Raw genomic sequence first — 14207 nt, forward strand, 5'->3', positions numbered from 1 at the left:
CAGTCGGCTGATGGACCTGGTCAAGCTGTTCCACGACGTGGTGAAGACGGTGCCCGCGTACCGGGCGTTCCTGGCGGAGCACGCCATCGACCCCGCCCAGATCCAGACATTTCAGGATTTCGTGGCCTTGCCGATGACGAGCAAGGACACGTACACCCGACGCCACCCCCTCCCCGACCTGTGCCGTCACGGGGTCATCGGCGACCTCGTCGCCGTGTCGTCCGGGTCGACCGGGGAGCCCGCGTTCTGGCCGCGGACCGCCGCCGACGAGCACGTCATCGCGGCCCGCTTCGAGGAGGTGTTCCGCGACTCCTTCGCCGCCCGCGAGCGGCGCACGCTCGCCGTGGTCTGCTTCGCTCTGGGCACCTGGGTGGGCGGGCTGTTCACACTGGCCTGCTGCCGCCGACTGGCCGAGCTCGGCTACCCGGTGACGGTGGTGGCGCCCGGCAGCGACAAGCGGGAGATCCTGCGGGTGGTGCCGGAACTGGCGCCGCACTTCGACCAGGTGGTGCTGCTCGGCTACCCGCCCTTCCTCAAGGACGTGATCGACGCCGGGCTGCCCTGGTCCCGCTGGAACGTCAAGCTGGTCACCGCCGGTGAGGTCTTCAGCGAGGAGTGGCGCACCCTCGTGGCGTCCCGCGCGGGCATCGCCGACCCGGTACGCGGCATCGCCTCCCTGTACGGCACCGCGGACGCCGGGGTGCTGGGCAACGAGACGCCGCTGTCGGTGGAGATCCGCCGCTTCCTGGCCGAACGCCCGCCGGCCGCGCGGGAGCTGTTCGGCGAGTCGCGGCTGCCCACGCTGGTCCAGTACGACCCCGAGGTGCGCTTCTTCGAGGAGCACGAGGGGACCCTGCTGTTCTCCGGCGACAACGGCATCCCGCTGATCCGCTACCACATCGCCGACGACGGCGGGCTGATCCCGTACGAGCGCATGCTGGCCTTCGCCCGCGACCACGGCCTGCAGCCGTCGGCGCCCGGCCCCGCACGGCCCTTCGCGTACGTTTTCGGGCGGAGCCGGTTCACCGTGTCCTACTACGGGGCGAACGTGTACCCGGAGAACATCTCCGTGGGGCTGGAGCAGCCCGAGGTGGCGGGGCTGGTGACCGGCAAGTTCGTGATGGAGGCGGCGGAGGACGAGCGGCGCGACCGGCACCTGACGGTGACGGTGGAGCTGGCGCCCGGCGAGAAACCGTCGGACGGCACGGCGAAGGCGGTCGGCGCGTCGATCCTGGCCCAGCTGCGGCGGCTCAACAGCGAGTTCGCGCACTACGTGCCGCAGGCGCGCCAGGCGCCGGTGATCCGGCTCCGCGAGACAGGCGACCCGGAGTACTTCCCCCCGGGAGCAAAGCACCGCTACACCCGCTGAGCCGCGCCTGGGATGCCGGGCGTGCGCTCGGGGGTGGCCTGCCCCACTGCGGCTCCGGGGGTGGGCCGGTCATCCTTCCGGCGTCGTGATCCCACTCCGGTACTACGTGCGAGATCAGCCCGTACGGTGACGCGGAACCAGGGGCCGGATCCGTAGCTTCGACGCCATGCGATTCAGGCACGGAGTCCTCGGCATGCTCGCCCTCGGGGCGCTGCTCGTCCCACCCGCCCAGTCGAGCGGCCGGCTCGTCCGGGTCCACGGTGAGGTGGCCACGGCCGACCGGGTGGCGGTCATCGTGCCGGGCGCCGATGTCACCGTGGACACCTTCGACACCGGCAGCCACCGCCCAGGCGGCTCGGCCCGCGCCCTCCTGGCCGAGGCGGCCGACCAGTCCCCCGGCACCCGCCTGGCGGTCGTGGCCTGGCTGGGCTACGAGTCGCCGCCGACCTGGAGCCTGGACGTGATGACCGACTCCGCGGCCGACGAAGGAGCGCGAGCCCTCCGCCGCACGGTCACCGACCTCCGCCGCCGGACCGCGGCCCCCATCGCGCTCCTGTGCCACAGCTACGGCTCGGTGGTCTGCGCCAAGGCCGCCGCCGGCGGCCTGCCGGTCTCCGACCTCGCCCTCGTCGCCAGCCCCGGCCTGGAGTTCCGCTCCGCCACGTTCACCACCGCCCGGGTGTGGGCCGGGCTGGGCTCCAACGACTGGATGAGGTTCGTCCCCAAGACCAGGCTGGGCCCCCTGGGCTTCGGCCGGGACCCGATGGACCCCGGCTTCGGCGCCCGGCTGTTCGAGGCCGGCGCGGGCGGCCACAGCGACTACTTCCGCCCCGGCTCCACGTCCCTGCGCAACCTCACGCGGATCGCCTTAGGCCTCCCTGACCAGGTCACCCCTCTTGCTCCGCAGCGGGCGGCCTGACGCTGCCGTCGCAGGAGTCAGATGAGCAAGAAGCGCTCCTCGTGTCCCTGATCAGAGGCGTAGGGTCACGTCGAGCAACGAGCCGGGGCTTGCGGGAAGGTACTGGGAACGATCAAGCACGCAGATGGGTGGTCCGTGATACAGCACTCGGCGGAGGCGGTGACGTCGATACCTGATTCTGCGTATCCGGAAGGCCCCGGCACTCTGGTGGCCGGTCTGCTCTCGTACCCCTGGCCGGTCCGCCAGGCGCCGTCCTGCTCCTCCGCGGGTCGGTCAGGCTGGTGGGGCCGCAGCGCCACGCTGGTCCGGAAGTCGTTCGCGGAGGGCTTCCAGGCTGGGGAGAAACCAGAGCTCGTCCCCGCGGTTGGCTTCGCGCACCCAATCCCGCAACGCCGTGCTGGAGGAGACGTGCCGGGAGATGTCACCGATGACGGCGACCTTGATCCGGTAGTTGGCGAACTTCTGGATGATCTCGCCGGCGACGCGGGTGCTGAGGCGCCAGAAGTCCTCATGCAGTCTCTCGGCGGGGATGGCCACCAGGTGGGCGCGGTGATACCAGGCGTCGCCGATCAGGTCGAGGGCATCGCGCTCGGTTCGCACCGGCGGTCCGCCCGCCTCGCACAGCAGGACGCCGGGCATCGGGGCGGGGGTGTCAGGCGCGGACTCGTCAGGCGGGTGGTGCTCAGGCATGTGAAGTCTCCAGGGTGAGAAGAGGCGGCCCGGACGCCCGCAGGCCGGGCATGGGCCGGATGGCGGGACAGGGCGGCCCGGACGCCCGCAGGCGGGCGTGGACCGGCCCTCGGGACAGTGCGGCTCGGGCATCGGCGGGGGTTGTGCGCGTCACTGGTCGATGAGGGCGTCGATGAGCCGGAGCACCCGGGCGGTGGTTTCCAGGTCGCCCAGGATCACGACCTTCAGCCGGCCGTGTTCCTCGTCGTAGACGAACTGCGTGTGAGCCCCGGTGGGCCGGCCGCCCAGTGACGACAGGACCATGGTGCTGACCCGGTCCATCGTGCCCCGGTCGACGCCGTCGACGTGGACGACGGCCGACGCCTCGGCCTGGCGAGGCGTCGCGGACGGCGTGAGGGACAGGCCGGTGAACTCCTCCAGGTCCGCTCGGGCTATCCGATACTGCTTGCCGATCCTGGCGGCCTTCAACCGGCCGTCGCGCACGTACGCGCGGACGGTCTTGACGTGCAGACCGAGCAGGTTCGCCGCCTGCTCGACGGTGTAGTGTTCCATTTCGTTCCCTAAACTACCCTAACCAAGGGAGTTTCAGGGAAGTTCCCGCCGTGAGCGAAGGTCCGCTCAAGGGGCTCCGGGCCTGGGCGTACCGTGCCCGCATGGACCTGATCGAGCTGAGACCCCATCTGCACCTGCTCCGCTTTCCCGTCGGCAACGCCTACCTGTGGCACGAACGTGACGCGCCGTCCCTGATCGACACCGGGGTGGCCGGGTCGGGGAAGGACGTCGAAGGCGCCGTCCGCTCCCTCGGCTTCACCCTCGCCGACCTGCGGCACGTGATCGTGACGCACGGCCACGACGACCATCACGGGGCGCTGGCGGAGATCACGACGGAGGCCACCGTCATGGTCCACCGGGCCGACGCGCCTGTGGTGCGCGGGGAGGCCGCGCAGCAGACGCCGGACCGGGCGGACATGCCCGAGTGGGAGCGGGAGATCTACGACAGCCTGCCGCCGATGCCTCCCGTCCCCTCGGCCCGGGTGGATCGGGAGCTGGAGGGCGGCGAGGTGATCGACTTCGGGGGCGGGGCCGAGGTGATCCCCATCCCGGGACACACCGACGGGAGCGTCGCGTTGTATCTGCCCGCGCATCGGCTGCTGTTCGCCGGCGACACCGTGGCGACCCTGAACGGGCAGGTCATCCTGGGCGTGTTCAACGCCGACCGGGCCGGCGCCGTCGCGTCCTTCCGCAGGCTGGCCGACCTGGATCTGGGCCTGGTCTGCGTCGGCCACGGCGACCCGGTCACCGGCGAGGCCACCACCCGCCTGCGCGAGGTGGCGGCCCAGCTCTGAGCGGTGAACGCGAGTGCCGCTCCTGCGTTCAGGCGTGAGCGCGACGCGAGCTGCGGCAGGGCTGCTGGGCAGGATGCCTGGTGGGCGGCGCTGAGCTGCGGGGAATGCCAGAGGCTGCCGGCTGTGCTGCTGCCTGGGGAGGTGGGCATGGACGACGGGCACATCGAGCTCCGATCGGCGCGTGGCCGGTGGGTGCTGGCGGCGACCGTGCTGGGGTCGGGGCTCGCGCTGCTCGACAGCACGGTCGTGAACGTGGCGCTGCCCTTTCTCGGCACCGAGCTGGACGCCGGCATGTCGGGCCTGCAGTGGACGGTGAACGCCTACACGCTCACCCTCGCGGGTCTGATCCTGCTGGGCGGCTCGCTGGGCGACCGGTTCGGCAGGCGGCGGGTGTTCCTGATCGGCACGGTGTGGTTCGCGCTGGCGTCGGCGCTGTGCGCGGCGGCGCCGACGATCGAGTTCCTCGTCGTGGCCCGCGCGCTGCAGGGGGTGGGCGGGGCGCTGCTCACGCCGGGCTCTCTGGCGATCATCCAGGCGTCGTTCGCCAAGGCCGACCGGCCGCGCGCCATCGGCGCCTGGTCCGGGCTGGGCGGGGTGGCGAGCGCGGTGGGGCCGCTGCTGGGCGGGGCGATGGTGCAGACGATCGGCTGGCGGTGGGCGTTCCTGATCAACCTGCCGTTCGCGGCGCTGGTGCTGCTGGTGGCGGCCCGGCACGTGCCGGAGAGCCGGGACGAGCAGGCGGCGGGCCGTTTCGACGTGCTGGGGTCGGTGCTGGCCGCGCTGTCGCTGGCCGGGATCACGTACGGGCTGATCGAGCTGGACGCTCCGGTGCCGCTGGTGGTGGGCGTGCTGCTGGGGGCGGCGTTCGTGGTGCTGGAGCGGCGCCGGTCGCCGGGCGCGCTGGTGCCGGTCGGGCTGTTCGCCGACCGGGTGTTCACGTCGGTGAACGTGGTGACGCTCGTGATGTACGGGGCGATGGGCGTGGTGTTCTTCCTGCTGGCGGTGCAGTTGCAGGTGGTGTCGGGGTTCTCGCCGGTGGCGGCGGCGTCGGCGATGCTGCCGGTGACGGCGCTGATGCTGCTGCTGTCGCCGCTCGCCGGTGAGCTGGCCAGGCGTCACGGGCCGCGCTGGCCGATGACGGGCGGGATCGCGCTGGCGGGCGCGGGTTTCGTGCTCATGAGCTCGATCGGACCTGATGCGTCGTACGGGCTGCAGGTGCTGCCGGCGGTCACCGTGTTCGGGCTGGGGCTGTCGGCGGCCGTGGCGCCGCTGACCGCGACGGTGCTGGCGACCGTCGAGGACCGCTACGCGGGCACGGCGAGCGGGGTGAACAACGCGGTGGCGCGCACGGGCGGGCTGCTGGCGGTGGCCGCGGTGCCGCCGCTGGTGGGGCTGGTCGGCGACGCGTTCAGGGATCCTGTGGTGTTCGACGCGGGGTTCAGGGTGGCGATGCTGGCGAGCGCGGCGATGATGGCGGTGTCGGCGCTGGTCACGGCCGCCACCATCCGGGGGAACGTGCTCGACCCTCAGAAGGTGAAGGCCTGACGCCGCACGCTGTTGTCGAAGTTGGACACCAGCAGCTCGGGCTCGCCGATGGTGCGGACGTCGGGCAGCCGGGTCAGCAGCTCGCGGTACATGGCGCGCAGCTCCTGCCTGGCCAGGTTGGCGCCGAGGCAGAAGTGGGGGCCGGGGCCGCCGAAGCCGACGTGCGGCTTGGTGTCGCGGGTGATGTCGAACCGGTCGGGGTCGGGGAAGACGGACTCGTCGCGGTTGGCGGAGCCGTAGAAGAGCACGACCTTGTCGCCCGGCTTCAGCTCCAGCCCGCGCAGCGAGTAGTCCTGCGTGACGGTGCGCCGGAACTGCATGATCGGCGAGGCGAGGCGGACCATCTCCTCGATGGCGTTGCCGATGTGGGCGTCGAAGTCGCTCATGAGCAGCTCGCGCTGGGCGGGGTTGTCGGTGAGCAGCTTGAGCCCGTGGGCCATGGTGTTGCGCGCGGTCTCGTTGCCGGCGACCAGCAGCAGCGCGAAGAACGAGCCGAGCTCGCGGTAGGTGAGCTTCTCGCCGTCGGGGTTGGCGGTGACCAGGAGCGAGACCAGGTCGCCCTTGGGGTCGGCGGCGCGTGCGTGACCCAGCTTGATCACCATGCGCTGGAGGGCGAGCAGGGCCAGCATGTTCTGCCCCGCGAGCTGGACCGTGCGGGCCAGGCTGGGCCGGACGCCGGTGTAGGCGGTGGAGATGTCGACGTGCTTGTGAACCCGTTCGCGCCACTCCTGCGGGATGTCGAGCATGTCGCAGATGACGTGAATCGGCAGCCGGGCGGCGACCTGTCCGACGAAGTCGTGGGGCCCTGCGGCGACGAGGTCGTCGACGATGCGCGTGCAGGCGGACTCGATGTCGGACTGCAGCCCGGCGAGCATCCTGGGACTGAACGAACGGGTCACGATGCGGCGCAGCCGGGCGTGCCGCGGGTCGTCCATGTTGACCATCGACTCGCCGAACACCTGCTTGACCCAGCCGGGCGGCTCGGGGTTGGTGACGGCCGGCTCGCTGGAGAAGACCTTGGCGTTGCGGCTGGCCTCGACCACGTCGGCGTGGCGTACCAGCGCGTAGAAACCGGCGCCGGAGCGCAGGAACGGCACCTTCTTCTCGGGGAAGAACACCGGCTGCTCCAGTTGCCGGAGCCGGGCGAACGCCTCGTGCCGCTCCTTGAGCGGCCTGCGCCAGAAATCAAGATCAGCGAGGTCGATGTCCACCCGCCCATCCTGGCACGTCCCCGCGACCTCGCATCCCGGTTCGGATCGCGGGGGCATCACCGATGGGTGAAGGTTGCGCCCCGGCCTGCGCGGCGCGCCGCCGGGCTCGGCGTCGTCGGCGACCAGGACGTACGCGGGACGACCTCTTGCTCAGCCGCCGCCGGACTCCAGGAAGGCGCGCAGGGCCGCGGCGTCGGTGTACTGGACCGCCCGCATGCCGGCGTCCCGGGCGCCCGCCACGTTGTCCGCGCGGTCGTCGACGAAGAGCACGTCGGCGGGGTCGGCGGCCAGCTCCGCGGCGACGTGCGCGTAGATCCGCGGGTCGGGTTTGACCAGCCCGAGCCGGGCGCTGTAGTAGCGGCGCGGGATGGCGGCCACCCAGGGCAGCTTGTCCAGGCCGTCGGCGACGCAGGCGGGCGCGTTCGACAGCAGGGCGACGTCACGGCCCTGCTCCAGCAGCTCGCGCAGGATCGCCAGGGAGCCCTCGTCGGGGTGCGACCAGCTCGCCACGTCCATGGCGATCAGCCGGTCGAGGTCGGCGCCGGACACCGGCCGTCCGGCGGCCCCGGCCCAGTATTCGGCCGGGGTGAGCGAGCCCCGGTCGAACTCCAGCCGGTGCTCCCAGTAGCCGCGCAGGAAGGCGGCCGGGTCGGCGCCGACGGCCCGGGCCATGGCCTCGGCCTCGGCGGCCGGCTGGGCGAGAGACAGGACGTTGCCGTAGTCGAAGAGAATCCATCTCACCGGACAAATGGTCGCAGATGCGAGCCCAGCGCCGGGCAGCCGAGATACTTCTCGGCGGTGTGGAAGTCGATCCAGTCGAGGTTGACCAGCTCTTCGGCGTCGACGCCGGTGAAACAGCCGGCCAGCGCGGGCGGGATGGCGGCGATGTCGTGCGCGTCGGCGATGTTCACCCAGCGCCGCACGCCCTTGGGCCGCTCGCCGCGGCCGTTGATCGGGGCGGGCAGCAGGCGTTCGAAGACGACGTCGCGCATGCCGAGCGGGCTGCCCAGCGTGATGAGCAGGTCGGCCTCCAGGTCGGGATGCGCCCAGAAGGTCTCGTACGTGATGACGCTGCCGAGAGAGTGGGCGATGACCACCTTGGGGCGGTTGCGGCGGATGGTGTCGGCGACCACCCCCCGCACGCGCGCGCGCCTGCCGGGGTCGGTCAGGTAGGCGGCGACCTCGGGGGCGAACAGCTCGGCGAAGGCGGCCGACCGGCTGTCGAGCCGCGACAGCACCCAGGCGGTGAACGACCTGAGCGCGCCGGTGAGGTGCTCGCCGAAGCCGAGGTTCCTGGCCCAGCCGGCCAGCACCTCGTGGCGGGCGGCCTCCAGGGCGGCCGCCCTCGCCGCCGGAGCGGGGTCGCGCAGCAGGTGGGAGAAGTACGCGACCTCGCTGATGTACGCCCTGGCGGGACCGCCGAGCGAGGCGTTGAGGTAGCGGTCCCACTTCAGCCGCATGGCGGTGGCGGCCCCGGCAGCCGATCCGCCCGCCTTGACGTAGTAGTCGTACTTGCCGATGCCGTGCACGCCGACGATGCCCGCGGTCATGACAACTCCCCCATCCGTGGATACGCGATAGTGGCATACGCCGCTTGCGGGCCGCCGTCAACGGCCGCAGGTGGAATCGTCTCCGTATCGGGGAGTGTTAGGGGTGTGGCGGGAAATGTCGTTGCCCGGCGTGCCCGCCGATCTGTACGTTGACCGTGCCGTAGCGAGAGGAAGGACCGTCATGCTCGCCGCCCTGGTCGTCAGCGACTCGGTCGTCATCCCCGACGCCGAGCTCGTCTGGCGTTTCTCCCGGTCCTCAGGCCCGGGCGGGCAGGGGGTCAACACCACCGACAGCCGGGTGGAGCTGATCTTCGACGTGGCGGCCTCGACGGCGCTCTCCCCCGCGCTGAAGGCCCGCGCCCTGGCGCGGCTCGGCTCGCCGACGATCACCATCGCCGCCTCCGAGCACCGCTCCCAGCTCCGCAACCGGGAGGCCGCGCAGCGGCGGCTGGCCCAGCGGATCCGCGAGGCGATCGCGCCGCCGCCCAAGCGCAGGCGGCCGACCAAGCCGAGCCGCGGCTCGGTGGAGCGGCGGCTGGCGGGCAAGAAGCAGCGTTCCGAGGTGAAGCGGCTGCGCCGGGAGCTCTGAGGCCGGGAGCTCTGAGGCCGGGAGCTCTGAGGCCGGGAGCTCTGAGCGAGTCTCAGGCCGACAGCATCGGCTCGCGCAGATGGGCCTGGCACAGCTGCGCGACCATCTCGCGGACCTGGCCGCGCAGGTCACGGGCCCAGAGCCGGCCGTTGTCGTCGAAGTGGGGGCAGACCGGCGAGATCACCAGCTCCGAGCCGACCGCCACCGCCCCCGCTCCCAACAGCTCCTTGTACAGTTCGGCCTGCGCCCACATGGCGCCGCAGGCGCGGGCGCTGGCGCACATGACCGCCACGTGCTTGCCGTCGAGCGTGCCGGCCCGCCCCATCCAGTCCAGCGCGTACTCCAGCTCGGTCGGCAGCAGGCTGTGCTCAGGGGCGGTGAGCACGAGCGCGTCGGCCCCGTCCACCAGCGCGAGCAGCTCGCGGACCACCTGCGGGGCGGGTCCCGGGGCGTACGGCGGGATCTCGCCCAGGCGGGACCAGGTCTCGAAGGCGGCGCCCGGCGGCAGTTCGCCCCGGATGGCGTCCAGGAGCCGGTTGATGTACGAACCCCCGTGGAGGCTGGCGGCGATCCCGATGATTTTCACCCGCTACTCCCGGAAAGGTGTCGTCTACGGCTCCTGCTCAGAAAATCTGCCCGATGCCGTGGATGCCCAAGACCATCCTTCAGTCAAGAGGGCGCACGTTTCGGCGTGGCGTCCCGCGGTCGCCGAAGCGGACACCTCGCCCCCGGTCCTGCCGCCGCCCCAGCCCTTCGACGAACTCGGGCGGCAGCAGGTCACGCCGGGTCGGCAGCAGCGGCCCGAGCCACGCCCCGGCCCTTGACGGTCACCCCCGGGCGCGCGCCCTGCGCTCCTCCCTGCGGGCGACGAACCGGGCGGCGGTCTCCTCGGTCCTCTTCAGGAACGCCGCCAGCTCCTCCCGGGCCTGCTCGCCCTCGGGCCCGAGGCCCGTCTTGTCGAACACGGACCACTGCCGCAGCACCGGCATGAGCACGTCGTCGAGGTGGAGGCGCAGGTCGTAGATCCCCTCGTGGGCGATGGTCATCGCCATGCGGGTGAAGCCCGCGATGTTGGAGCCGGGCATCTGGAAGGTGGTCACCACGTCGGTGACGGCCCGCATGGTCTGGTCGGGGTCCAGCTCGAAGGCCGACTTGAGCAGGTTGCGGTAGAAGAGCATGTGCAGGTTCTCGTCGGCGGCGATGCGGGCGAGCAGCCGCTCGCAGCCCTCGTCGCCGGAGGCCGTGCCGGTGTTGCGGTGCGCGATGCGGGTCGCCAGCTCCTGGAAGGAGACGTAGGCGAGCTGCTGCAGCATCGTGCCGTAGTCGGTGATGAAGCCGCTCTGCATGTGGGCCATGCGGGCGCGCTCCAGCTTGACCGGGTCGACCGCGCGGGTCACGGTCAGGTAGTCGCGGATCGCGGTGCCGTGGCGATCCTCCTCGGCCGTCCAGCGGTGCACCCAGGTGCCCCAGGCGCCGTCGCGGCCGAAGGTGGTGGCGATCTCGTGGTGGTAACTGGGCAGGTTGTCCTCGGTCAGCAGGTTGACGATGAGCGACACGCGCGCCGGCTCGGGCAGCTTGGAGTCGCTCTCCTTCCAGGCCTCCCCGCCGTAGGGGCCGTCGAAGTCGCGCCCTTCGCTCCACGGGACGTACTCGTGGGGGAACCACTCCTTCGCCATCTTCTCGTGGCGGTCGAGCTCACCGGCCACGACCGGCTCCAGCTCATGGAGCAGCTGCGTCTGGGTCATCGCCATATAGAGATCCTCTCCTGAAAGTTACGGCACCGTAGGTTAGGGTACCCCAGAGGCGCCCGGATCAACGTAGGCTGGGCCGATGCGACCCAGCGTCCGGGGTCTCGTCCTCGACGACGAGCGCCTGCTGATCTTCCGCCGTACGGTCCCGGGCCGTCCCGTCTACTGGTCGGTGCCCGGCGGGCACGTCGAGCCCGGCGACGCCACGCTCGAACACACCCTCCGCCGCGAACTGCTGGAGGAACTGGGCGCGACGGTCTCGGCCGTGACCCCGCTGACCACGGTCAGCTACCCGTGGGAGGGCGGGGTCAAGACGCAGCACGTGTACGGGTGCCGCCTGGTGGCGATGGACCCGGCGCTGCGGCACGGGCCCGAGGTGGACGACCCCGCGCGAGGGATCTACGAGGTCGAACGGGTGCCGCTGGAGAGGGAGCAGATCACCTCGCGCCATGTGGTGCCGGAGGCGGTGGCGGGCTACCTGTCGGGCCACATCACCGCGCTGCCGAGGCTCATCGCCGGTCCTCGATCTCCCACAGGTGGTCGATGACGTGCCAGGCGACGCGGCGGCGGGCGTAGGCGGGCGGCCAGGCGGTCTCCGGCGGCGGCCGCCACGGCCGGGCGAGCACCTCGGCCAGTTCGGCGCGCATCGCGTCCACGTCGGCGCGTGAGGTGTAGGGCTTGTGCCGGACCCCGACCTGCCGGGCGTAGCCGCGCTCGGAGTCCTGGACGTGGTTGACCATCTTGGTCAGGTCGCGCCCGCCGCCGCGGGGGCCCTTGGCCAGCTCCTCCGGCGACTCGCCCGCGACCTCGTCGAAGAGCTGCCAGGCGGCCCTGATGAGGCCCACCTCGCGCCGGGCGACGTCCTCGCCGACCGGCTCCAGGTCCTGTTCGGGGATGGCCCCGGGGGCGCCGAAGTCGGTCGTCGCGCCGCCGGGCACCACGGCGACCACCTCGGGATCGCCGGGGTCGAACGCGAGCCCGGCCCGCTCGGCGATCACCCGGTAGCGCGGGGCGTACCGCACCAGCAGGTCGATCGCGGCCTCCTCGCCCTTGGCGACGCGACACCAGCCGGGCCAGTCGAGCGAGCAGGCGAAGACTCTCTTCGGGCCTCGCTCCAGGTAGATGCGGGTCATGGCGGCAAGCCTGCCACCCATACCTGTCAGTCTCCGGCAGGTTCGATCAGGTCGGCGAGGTCGGCCACGGAGTCGACGATGAGCGACGGGCGGTAGGGGAAACGGTCGACCTCGTGACGCTGGGTGACGCCGGTCAGGACGAGGATGGTGAACAGGCCGGCCTCCATGCCGCACACGATGTCGGTGTCCATCCGGTCGCCGATCATGGCGGTGGTCTCGCTGTGGCCGCCGATCTCGTTGAGCGCGCTGCGCATCATGCGCGGGTTGGGCTTGCCGACGAAGTAGGGGTGGACCCCGGTGGCGCGGGTGATCATCGCGGCTACGGCGCCGCAGGCGGGCAGCGAGCCCTCGGTGGACGGGCCGACCGGGTCGGGGTTGGTGGCGATGAACCGGGCGCCGCCCTCGATGAGCCGGATGGCCCGGGTGATCTGGGTGAAGCTGTAGGTGCGGGTCTCGCCCAGCACGACGTAGTCGGGGCCGAGGTCGGTGAGCACGTAGCCGGCGGCGTGCAGGGCGGTGGTCAGCCCCGCCTCGCCGATGACGAACGCCGAGCCGCCGGGCCGCTGGTCCTCCAGGAACTGGGCGGTGGCCAGGGCGGAGGTGTAGATCGACTCGGCGGGCACGTCGAGGCCGGCCGCGGCCAGCCGGACCGACAGGTCGCGCTGGGTGTAGATGGAGTTGTTGGTCAGCACCCGGAACGGCTTGCCCGACTCGCCGAGCCGCTTGACGAAGGCGTCGGCGCCGGGCACCGGCCGCCCTTCGTGGACGAGGACCCCGTCCATGTCGGACAGCCAGAAGTCGATCCGCTTACGCTCGGTCACCGGATCATCCTAGCGAGCCCGTCATATCGACTTCTCAACCGGGACATGAAGAATGTCGTTCATGTCGTTCACCGAAGCCGCTCAGGACATGCGGGACGAACTCGTCCGGCTGCGCCACTCCCTGCACACCACGCCGGAGATCGGGCTGAACCTGCCGAAGACGCAGGAGAAGGTGCTGACGGCCCTCGACGGGCTGCCGCTGGAGATCACCCTGGGCACGGCGCTCAGCTCGGTGACGGCGGTGCTGCGGGGCGGCCGCCCCGGCCCGGCCGTGCTGCTGCGCGGCGACATGGACGCGCTGCCCGTCACCGAGCGCACCGAGCTGCCGTACGCCTCGCGGATCGAGGGCCGGATGCACGCGTGCGGGCACGACCTGCACACGGCCATGCTGGCGGGCGCGGCGCACCTGCTCAGCGCCCGGCGCGAGGAGCTGGCCGGTGACGTGATCTTCATGTTCCAGCCGGGCGAGGAGGGCTGCGAGGGCGCCCGGTACATGATCGACGAGGGCGTGCTGGACGCGGCCGGCGACCCGCCGGTGGCCGCGTACGGGATGCACGTGGTGTCGTCGGTCCTGCCGCCGGGCCTGTTCGCCTCGCGGCCCGGGCCCATCATGGCGGCGGCGGACGTGTTCGCGGTGAAGGTGAAGGGGCGCGGCGGGCACGGCTCCACCCCGCACCTGTCCCGCGACCCGATCCAGGCCGGGTGCGAGATGGTGACCGCGATGCAGACCATGGTCACCCGGACGTTCGACGTCTTCGACCCGGTGGTGGTGACCGTCGGCAGCTTCCACGGCGGGTCGACGGACAACGTCATCCCCGGCGAGGCACAATTCGAGGCGACGGTCCGGACGTTCAGCGTGGCCAACCGGACCCTGGTGAAGCGGCGCCTGGTCGAGGTGGTGGAGGCCATCGCGGCGGCGCACGACCTGAAGGTGGAGGCGTCGTTCGGCATGGGCTATCCGGTGACGGTCAACGACTCCGCCGAGGCGGCGTTCGCCGGCGCCACGGCCGACGGCCTGTTCGGTCCCGGCCGTTTCGTCGTCTCGCCGCGGCCCGTCATGGGGTCGGAGGACTTCTCGTACGTGCTGGAGCGGGTGCCGGGGGCGTTCGTGTTCCTGGGCGCGTGCCCGCCCGATCGCGACCCGGCGACCGCGCCCTACAACCACTCCCCCGAGGCGGTCTTCGACGACGCGGTGCTGCCCGACGGGGCCGCGCTGTACGCGTCGCTGGCGCACGAGCGGCTGGCCGCGGCGGATGCGGGCCTGGGCGGTTGACCGGCCGGGGCCG

The 14207-nt window shown here is 71.9% G+C and carries 16 protein-coding genes; 7 read left to right on the top strand and 9 right to left on the bottom strand.

Annotation, left to right across the window (positions count from 1 at the left end):
• Positions 1-10 precede the first annotated feature (10 nt).
• Complete coding sequence (locus OUY22_RS04075) at positions 11-1369, top strand: phenylacetate--CoA ligase family protein (protein WP_270153358.1); 1359 nt, start codon at positions 11-13, stop codon at positions 1367-1369.
• Positions 1370-1535: 166 nt separating this feature from the next.
• Entirely contained in the window at positions 1536-2288 is a 753-nt protein-coding gene (locus OUY22_RS04080; RefSeq protein ID WP_270153359.1) for an alpha/beta hydrolase, read from the top strand.
• Positions 2289-2561: 273 nt separating this feature from the next.
• On the opposite strand, the gene OUY22_RS04085 is transcribed toward OUY22_RS04080, so the two are convergent.
• Positions 2562-2978 carry a DUF4180 domain-containing protein gene (locus tag OUY22_RS04085; protein WP_270153360.1) on the bottom strand — a complete coding sequence of 139 codons (417 nt, stop codon included), beginning with the start codon at positions 2976-2978 and terminating at the stop codon, positions 2562-2564.
• 150 nt (positions 2979-3128) lie between these two features.
• Complete coding sequence (locus OUY22_RS04090; protein ID WP_270153361.1) at positions 3129-3530, bottom strand: helix-turn-helix domain-containing protein; 402 nt, start codon at positions 3528-3530, stop codon at positions 3129-3131.
• Positions 3531-3631: 101 nt separating this feature from the next.
• Between OUY22_RS04090 and OUY22_RS04095 the strand changes: the two genes are divergently transcribed.
• Together OUY22_RS04095 and OUY22_RS04100 are read left to right on the top strand one after the other, a co-directional pair.
• Positions 3632-4324 carry an MBL fold metallo-hydrolase gene (locus OUY22_RS04095; RefSeq protein ID WP_270153362.1) on the top strand — a complete coding sequence of 231 codons (693 nt, stop codon included), beginning with the start codon at positions 3632-3634 and terminating at the stop codon, positions 4322-4324.
• Positions 4325-4447: 123 nt separating this feature from the next.
• Complete coding sequence (locus OUY22_RS04100) at positions 4448-5869, top strand: MFS transporter (protein WP_270153363.1); 1422 nt, start codon at positions 4448-4450, stop codon at positions 5867-5869.
• On the opposite strand, the gene OUY22_RS04105 is transcribed toward OUY22_RS04100, so the two are convergent.
• The 3 genes from OUY22_RS04105 to OUY22_RS04115 form a co-directional block, all read right to left on the bottom strand.
• Positions 5851-7080: a cytochrome P450 gene (locus OUY22_RS04105; RefSeq protein ID WP_270153364.1), complete on the bottom strand. Its 1230-nt coding sequence runs from the start codon at positions 7078-7080 to the stop codon at positions 5851-5853. The two genes, OUY22_RS04100 and OUY22_RS04105, sit on opposite strands and share 19 nt — an antisense overlap.
• Before the next feature lie 150 nt (positions 7081-7230).
• The gene (locus tag OUY22_RS04110; RefSeq protein ID WP_270153365.1) at positions 7231-7821 is read right to left on the bottom strand and encodes an HAD family hydrolase; all 591 of its coding nucleotides are present in this window, start codon (positions 7819-7821) and stop codon (positions 7231-7233) included.
• Entirely contained in the window at positions 7818-8630 is an 813-nt protein-coding gene (locus tag OUY22_RS04115) for a hypothetical protein (RefSeq protein WP_270153366.1), read from the bottom strand. The genes OUY22_RS04110 and OUY22_RS04115 overlap by 4 nt, the downstream gene beginning before the upstream one ends.
• Positions 8631-8811: 181 nt before the next feature.
• On the opposite strand from OUY22_RS04115, the gene arfB reads away from it, so the two are divergent.
• On the top strand, positions 8812-9219 hold the full coding sequence (gene arfB / locus OUY22_RS04120) for an alternative ribosome rescue aminoacyl-tRNA hydrolase ArfB (RefSeq protein ID WP_270153367.1): 408 nt from the start codon (positions 8812-8814) through the stop codon (positions 9217-9219).
• A 52-nt stretch (positions 9220-9271) separates the two neighbouring features.
• Here the strand turns inward: arfB and OUY22_RS04125 are convergent, their stop codons facing one another.
• Positions 9272-9805, bottom strand: a complete 534-nt coding sequence (locus OUY22_RS04125) for an NADPH-dependent FMN reductase (protein ID WP_270153368.1) — start codon at positions 9803-9805, stop codon at positions 9272-9274.
• 241 nt (positions 9806-10046) lie between these two features.
• On the bottom strand, positions 10047-10970 hold the full coding sequence (locus tag OUY22_RS04130) for an acyl-ACP desaturase (protein WP_270153369.1): 924 nt from the start codon (positions 10968-10970) through the stop codon (positions 10047-10049).
• Between the two features lie 79 nt (positions 10971-11049).
• On the opposite strand from OUY22_RS04130, the gene OUY22_RS04135 reads away from it, so the two are divergent.
• A complete protein-coding gene (locus tag OUY22_RS04135; RefSeq protein WP_270153370.1) occupies positions 11050-11514 on the top strand; it encodes an NUDIX domain-containing protein in 465 nt (154 codons plus the stop codon).
• On the opposite strand, the gene OUY22_RS04140 is transcribed toward OUY22_RS04135, so the two are convergent.
• Positions 11477-12100, bottom strand: a complete 624-nt coding sequence (locus OUY22_RS04140) for a hypothetical protein (protein ID WP_270153371.1) — start codon at positions 12098-12100, stop codon at positions 11477-11479. The genes OUY22_RS04135 and OUY22_RS04140 overlap by 38 nt on opposite strands.
• Before the next feature lie 26 nt (positions 12101-12126).
• Entirely contained in the window at positions 12127-12921 is a 795-nt protein-coding gene (locus OUY22_RS04145; RefSeq protein ID WP_270153372.1) for an HAD-IIA family hydrolase, read from the bottom strand.
• Positions 12922-12982: 61 nt separating this feature from the next.
• Here OUY22_RS04145 and OUY22_RS04150 point away from each other — a divergent pair, with 61 nt between their 5' ends.
• Positions 12983-14194 (top strand): M20 metallopeptidase family protein, encoded by a 1212-nt coding sequence (locus OUY22_RS04150; protein ID WP_270153373.1) that lies wholly within the window; start codon positions 12983-12985, stop codon positions 14192-14194.
• Positions 14195-14207: the final 13 nt, after the last annotated feature.

This window comes from Nonomuraea corallina (genome assembly GCF_027620315.1).
Classification (GTDB): domain Bacteria; phylum Actinomycetota; class Actinomycetes; order Streptosporangiales; family Streptosporangiaceae; genus Nonomuraea; species Nonomuraea corallina.

Bases quoted from the DNA above. Each gene is read 5' to 3' on its own strand.
- arfB (WP_270153367.1), top strand. From the start codon at position 8,812: ATGCTCGCCGCCCTGGTCGTCAGCGACTCGGTCGTCATCCCCGACGCC.
- OUY22_RS04135 (WP_270153370.1), top strand. From the start codon at position 11,050: ATGCGACCCAGCGTCCGGGGTCTCGTCCTCGACGACGAGCGCCTGCTG.
- OUY22_RS04140 (WP_270153371.1), bottom strand. From the start codon at position 12,100: ATGACCCGCATCTACCTGGAGCGAGGCCCGAAGAGAGTCTTCGCCTGC.
- OUY22_RS04150 (WP_270153373.1), top strand. From the start codon at position 12,983: ATGTCGTTCACCGAAGCCGCTCAGGACATGCGGGACGAACTCGTCCGG.
- OUY22_RS04075 (WP_270153358.1), top strand. From the start codon at position 11: ATGGACCTGGTCAAGCTGTTCCACGACGTGGTGAAGACGGTGCCCGCG.
- OUY22_RS04095 (WP_270153362.1), top strand. From the start codon at position 3,632: ATGGACCTGATCGAGCTGAGACCCCATCTGCACCTGCTCCGCTTTCCC.
- OUY22_RS04130 (WP_270153369.1), bottom strand. From the start codon at position 10,970: ATGGCGATGACCCAGACGCAGCTGCTCCATGAGCTGGAGCCGGTCGTG.
- OUY22_RS04090 (WP_270153361.1), bottom strand. From the start codon at position 3,530: ATGGAACACTACACCGTCGAGCAGGCGGCGAACCTGCTCGGTCTGCAC.
- OUY22_RS04085 (WP_270153360.1), bottom strand. From the start codon at position 2,978: ATGCCTGAGCACCACCCGCCTGACGAGTCCGCGCCTGACACCCCCGCC.
- OUY22_RS04115 (WP_270153366.1), bottom strand. From the start codon at position 8,630: ATGACCGCGGGCATCGTCGGCGTGCACGGCATCGGCAAGTACGACTAC.
- OUY22_RS04080 (WP_270153359.1), top strand. From the start codon at position 1,536: ATGCGATTCAGGCACGGAGTCCTCGGCATGCTCGCCCTCGGGGCGCTG.